Genomic DNA, 5,503 nt, shown 5'->3' with positions numbered 1-5,503 from the left:
CCATCCCCCCATAACGTTCTCGCCATTTGTAGAATGTGGCAGAAGAAATGCCATGTTGACGGCATAACTCTTGAACAGGGGTGCCTGCCTCGGCTTGTTTAAGAATGTTGATAATTTGGCTTTCGCTAGTACGTTTACTCATGGTAAAACTCCTTTGAAATAAGTTTACGGTAACGTTCAAAAAAGTTCTACTTTCTTGTTGTCTTAATTTAGGGGATGGTTACACTACCTCGGTAAAGTCAAGATGATATACATCGACCCTCCATATAATACGGGGAATGACTTCGTCTATAACGATACAATCAAAACAGATAAAAATACATTCAATACTCAAACTGGTATTGGAAAATATGAAGGCGAAATTCTAAAACAATTCGTTATGAATTTCGAGAGAAACCTAGAAAGCAATGGGCGCTTCCACTCAGATTGGCTAAGCATGATGTATAGTCGTCTAAAACTGGCTCGTAACTTACTCAGTGATGACGGGGTAATTTTTATCTCGATTGATGATAATGAACAAGATAATTTGAAGAAAATCTGTGATGAGGTTTTTGGTGAGGAAAATTTTATTGCTCAAATTTGTTGGAGAAGAACCGACAATCAACCCAATATTGGCAATATTGCTCGCGTCAAAGAATATTTAATCACATTTGCGAAACTTAAGGAAAAACTAGTACTGGGTAAATTACCTTTATCTGAAAAAGCAAAAAAAGAATACCGATATACAGACTCAATTGGTTTTTTCCGTCGTGGAATACTACTCGATAAAACTCGTGGTAGGCATCATTACGAAATTATCACCAAAACAGGCAAAGTACTCACTGGCCCTTGGATGATTAGAAAAGAAGAGCTGATGGCATTAGATGAGCAAAATCTAATCTACTGGACTGTATCAGGTGATGAACAACCTTATAAAAAAATATACTTAAATGATAGTAAAGGACAGATTGCCAATGATTTTTGGGGAATTGAAGTTGGTACAAATCAGCGCGCTAGTTTAGAAGTAGAAAATCTATTTGATAAAAGAATTTTTAGCTTTCCTAAACCCATTTCTTTTGTTCATCAGCTCTTACACCTCAGCACAAATAAAGATAGCTTAGTTCTCGACTTCTTCGCAGGCAGTGGTACGACAGCACACGCCGTCATGCAGCTTAATGCCGAAGACGGTGGGAATCGTAAGTTTATTATGGTGCAGTTGCCAGAATTGACTGATGAAAAATCAGAAGCCTATAAAGCAGGCTATAAGACGATTGCGGAAATCTCTAAGGAGCGTATTCGTCGTGCGGGCGCACAAATAGCAGCACAGCACAGCACAGCACAGCACAGCACAGCACAGCACAGCACAATTATACCACTAATCCTGCATTAGACATCGGTTTTAGAGTCCTCAAAATCGACTCCTCCAATATGAAGGACATCTACTACCGTCCCGACCAAACTCAGCAACTCGACCTCCTCGATAAAGCCAATCACATCAAAGAAGATCGTACTCCAGAAGACCTCCTCTTCCAACTCATGCTCTCATGGGGATTGCCACTCTCTCTTCCGATTGAACAGCAAATTATCGACAATCAAACTGTCTTCTTTGTCGCTGGCAATAGCTTAGTCGCTTGCTTTGATACCCTCACCCCTACCCTTATCGATACTGTCGCTCAGCATAAACCTCTACGGTTCGTCTCCAGTGAGCAAGCTATCCACAAGGATGAGGATAAAACTAACTTCAAAGAGCGCTTCAAACAACTCTCGCCTGAGACTGAAGTAAAGTTTATTTAATCGCTTTTTAACTGAAGATGCTAGGAGTTCTACTGAGCTCTTAGCATTTTCACCTCTCAAAAAATACTTTTTGTTAGAATGACAGGTTAGTATCCCCCTTTCTACGCTGGAATATTTACTGTCATGCCTAACCGTATAAAACAACTACTCCATGCTGTCAGCGAGATGGACTTAGAAATCCTTCGTGAGAGTATCGATATTGAGTGCAAACTTGCCCAAGGAATTGATGGTAAAGGCAGTCTCCCTCGTAGTCTATGGGATAGCTATAGTGCCTTTGCGAATACAAGCGGCGGCATTATTGTACTCGGAGTAAAGGAGCTACGAGATGGTTCTTTTGAGATACACGGAGTAGAAAACCTAGAAAGTATTAAGCAAGACTTCTTTAACACCGTCAATAACCCTCAAAAAGTCAGTGTCAATCTTGTCTCGGACAGTGACCTAGTAGAAAAGCAAATTGATGGCAAAACAGTACTCTTTATTGGTATCCAACGCGCAAGTCGAGAAGAGCAACCTGTTTACCTGCACGACAATCCCAATCATGCTTTTATCCGACAGCACGAAGGGGATTACAGAATACAGAAACACCTGCTAAGCCGTATGTTTGCGGACAAAGCGCTTGATTGCTTTGATGATGTTGTACTGCCATATCGTGACTTAAGCCATCTTGATACAGAGACGTTGCGTCGTTATCGTCATTTATTTACGGTATTTAATCCTTCTCATATTACACATCACGCCACAGATGAGGATTTTCTCAAACATATTGGTGGCATTCGTTTTGATAAGGAAACTGGCAAAACAGGCCTGACAAAAGCCGCTTTACTCATGTTTGGACAAGCTCGTTTTATTAATGAAGAGTTTCCGTACTATTTTTTAGACTACCGTGAAGTCGATGAACAACGAAATGAACGATGGATTGATCGTATTGTGCCAGACTTAAGCTGGAGCGGTAATCTTTTTGACTTCTACGCAAGAGTGGTCGCTAAGCTGACAGCTGACCTAAAAGTACCCTTTACCTTAAAAGACAATTTCCGTGTCGAGGACTCTCCTGTGCATGAAGCGTTACGAGAGGCTTTGGCTAATACACTTGTTCATGCGGATTATAGCGACCGCTCTGCCATCTTAATTATTAAATCTCCCAGTAGATTTGTATTCCGTAACCCAGGGCGTATGCGCACGCCAATTGACCTAGCCTATAAAGGCAATCATGCCGATTGTCGTAATCGTACACTACAACAAATGTTCCGTTTTATCCGTATTGGTGAGCAGGCTGGCTCTGGTATCCCTAAGATTCTAACGTGTTGGAAATCCCAAAACTGGCAGGCACCCATCATTAAAGAATTCAATATACCCACTTTCCATACCGAGCTAACACTCAATATGGTGGACTTCCTCTCACAGCAAGTAACCGAGGCATTAGCCACAGCACTCGGTACAGACTTCCAAAGTCTGCCCCCTGATGAGAGAAGAATTATCACCCTATGTAGCATTAGCAATGGTATTGACCATGCTTCACTGCTCAATAGCTTAGATTGTCACCCTGCTGACTTATCTAAGATGTTACATAAGCTGACCAAACAAAACTTCCTCCACAGTACAGGTGGAAGATATGCCGCTTACACCCTATCAAACCATATCCATAAAAAATTAATGTCCAGCTATCGTTCTTTGATAGGACATAACGACTCTTTGATAGGGCATAACGACTCTTTGATAGGGCATAACGACTCTTTGATAGGGCATAACGACTCTTTGATAGGGCATAACGCACTATTGATGAGATATAAAAATCTTACTATCGTCGAAGATTTAAGCAGCATCTCCAAAGAAAAACTCGACAACTTCGCTGAAATTGCTTCTAAATCACAAGAAAAGGCTCGCTTAACCGTCTCTGACATGCATAGCACTATCCTTGAATTATGTAAAGAGGATTTTCTAACTCTGAATGTACTGGCTCAGCTATTAAATCGGAATGCCGATACTCTGCGCAAGCATCACCTAACTATCTTAGTTGAGAATGGTCAACTAGAACTCGCCTACCCTGATCATCCTCGACATAAGAAACAAGCCTATAAAACCAAACCCACTCAATAGGAACCAATAATGAAAGACTTAGATATGCACACACCAAATCTGGTGGCTCATCATATCGATCAAATTGCGGCTATCCTACCCAACTGCATCACAGAATCTTTTGATGCACAAGGTAAGCTCATCCGTTCTATTGATTTTGATATTCTGAAACAAGAACTATCCGACGTATTAGTAGAAGGCACGCAAGAACGCTATCGCTTAGACTGGCCTGGTAAAAAAGAAGCTATTCTAGCGGCTAACTCCCCTATCGCCAAAACACTCCGCCCTTGTCACGAAGAAAGCATAAATTTCGATACGACAGAGAATCTCTTTATCGAAGGTGATAACCTAGAAGCACTCAAGCTCTTACAAGAAAGTTACCTCGGCAAGGTCAAGATGATTTATATCGACCCTCCATATAATACGGGGAATGATTTTGTGTATAACGATGATTTTTCGGAAAGTATTGAAGGGTACATGGAAAAATCACAGGAAATAGATAAAGAAGGTCAACGCTTAACTCTTAATACAGAAAGCAATGGACGTTTTCACTCAGATTGGCTAAGCATGATGTATAGTCGTCTTAAATTGGCTCGCAATTTACTCAGCGATGACGGTGTCATTTTTATCTCGATTGATGATAATGAGCAGGATAATTTAAAGAAAATCTGTGATGAGGTTTTTGGTGAGGAGAATTTTCTTTCTTCGTTTGTTTGGAAAACTCGACAAGCTAGTGGTAAACAAATTGCAGCATCCAATATATCCACAGAGCATGAATATGCTATTGTATACTCAAAAAATGCGTTGACTGGTTCTGCCTTTAAAGGAGCAGAAAGAGATCGTAGTGCTTACAGTAATCCAGACAATGACTCCCGTGGCATTTGGGCAAAACACCCTCTTGATGTAGGTTCAACAAAAACAGAAAGACCAAATTGTTTCTATACTCTGATAGACCCTAACACTGGAATTTCTTATGAGGCAAATCCCAATAGGGTATGGGCATACGCACCTGACAGCATGCGAAAATTAATAGCGGAAGGAAAGATTATATTTCACCCCGAGGGAAAAACCAGACCTTATCTCAAAAAATTCTTTAGTGAGCTGAAATCAGAGAATAAACCTATCAGCTCTTGGCTTCAAAAAGAAGTGTTTAACATTGGGTATAACACCGAAGGCACAAAAATTACCAATTCTATTTTTGATAACCAAAAAGTTTTTGATTATCCTAAACCAGTGTCATTACTTAAACTTTTTATTGAACAAGCATCTGATAGTGACTCCATCATCCTCGACTTCTTCGCAGGAAGTGGTACGACAGCACACGCCGTCATGCAGCTTAATGCCGAAGATGGTGGGAATCGTAAGTTTATTATGGTGCAGTTGCCAGAATTGACTGATAAAAAATCAGAAGCCTATAAAGCAGGCTATAAGACGATTGCGGAAATCTCTAAGGAGCGTATTCGTCGTGCGGGCGCACAAATAGCAGCACAGCACAGCACAGCACAGCACAGCACAGCACAGCACAGCWSAGCACAGCACASCACTAATCCTGCATTAGACATCGGTTTAGAGTCCTCAAATCGACATCCTCCTACTAATGAGGAAGCCAATCCTACTACCGTCCCCGACCAAACTCAGCAACTCGACCTCCTCGATA

General features: G+C 41.1%; 5 protein-coding genes. 4 read left to right on the top strand and 1 reads right to left on the bottom strand.

What is annotated here, in order from left to right; genetic code table 11:
- On the bottom strand, positions 1–142 hold a 142-nt coding region (locus V757_RS17640), incomplete at its 3' end, for a transposase (RefSeq protein ID WP_023949531.1).
- A gap of 102 nt (positions 143–244) precedes the next feature.
- Here V757_RS17640 and V757_RS17635 point away from each other — a divergent pair.
- The 4 genes from V757_RS17635 to V757_RS17625 all read left to right on the top strand — a co-directional run.
- Positions 245–1,369, top strand: coding sequence for a site-specific DNA-methyltransferase (locus tag V757_RS17635; RefSeq protein ID WP_052019203.1), 1,125 nt, complete (start codon positions 245–247; stop codon positions 1,367–1,369).
- Between the two features lie 38 nt (positions 1,370–1,407).
- Entirely contained in the window at positions 1,408–1,773 is a 366-nt protein-coding gene (locus V757_RS27370) for a hypothetical protein (RefSeq protein ID WP_052019200.1), read from the top strand.
- A 123-nt stretch (positions 1,774–1,896) separates the two neighbouring features.
- Positions 1,897–3,867 (top strand): RNA-binding domain-containing protein, encoded by a 1,971-nt coding sequence (locus V757_RS17630; protein WP_023949529.1) that lies wholly within the window; start codon positions 1,897–1,899, stop codon positions 3,865–3,867.
- A gap of 9 nt (positions 3,868–3,876) precedes the next feature.
- A partial coding sequence (locus V757_RS17625; protein WP_023949527.1) for a site-specific DNA-methyltransferase occupies positions 3,877–5,503 on the top strand: 1,627 nt, incomplete at its 3' end.

The organism is Pelistega indica (assembly GCF_000506865.1).
GTDB lineage: Bacteria > Pseudomonadota > Gammaproteobacteria > Burkholderiales > Burkholderiaceae_B > Taylorella > Taylorella indica.
The sequence above is the reverse complement of the archived record's forward strand: the minus strand, read 5'-3'. Positions and strand labels throughout refer to the sequence as shown.

What these genes read in the sequence shown, in the direction of transcription:
- V757_RS17635 (WP_052019203.1), top strand. Translation starts at nt 245, where the DNA reads ATGATATACATCGACCCTCCATATAATACGGGGAATGACTTCGTCTAT.
- V757_RS27370 (WP_052019200.1), top strand. Translation starts at nt 1,408, where the DNA reads ATGAAGGACATCTACTACCGTCCCGACCAAACTCAGCAACTCGACCTC.
- V757_RS17630 (WP_023949529.1), top strand. Translation starts at nt 1,897, where the DNA reads ATGCCTAACCGTATAAAACAACTACTCCATGCTGTCAGCGAGATGGAC.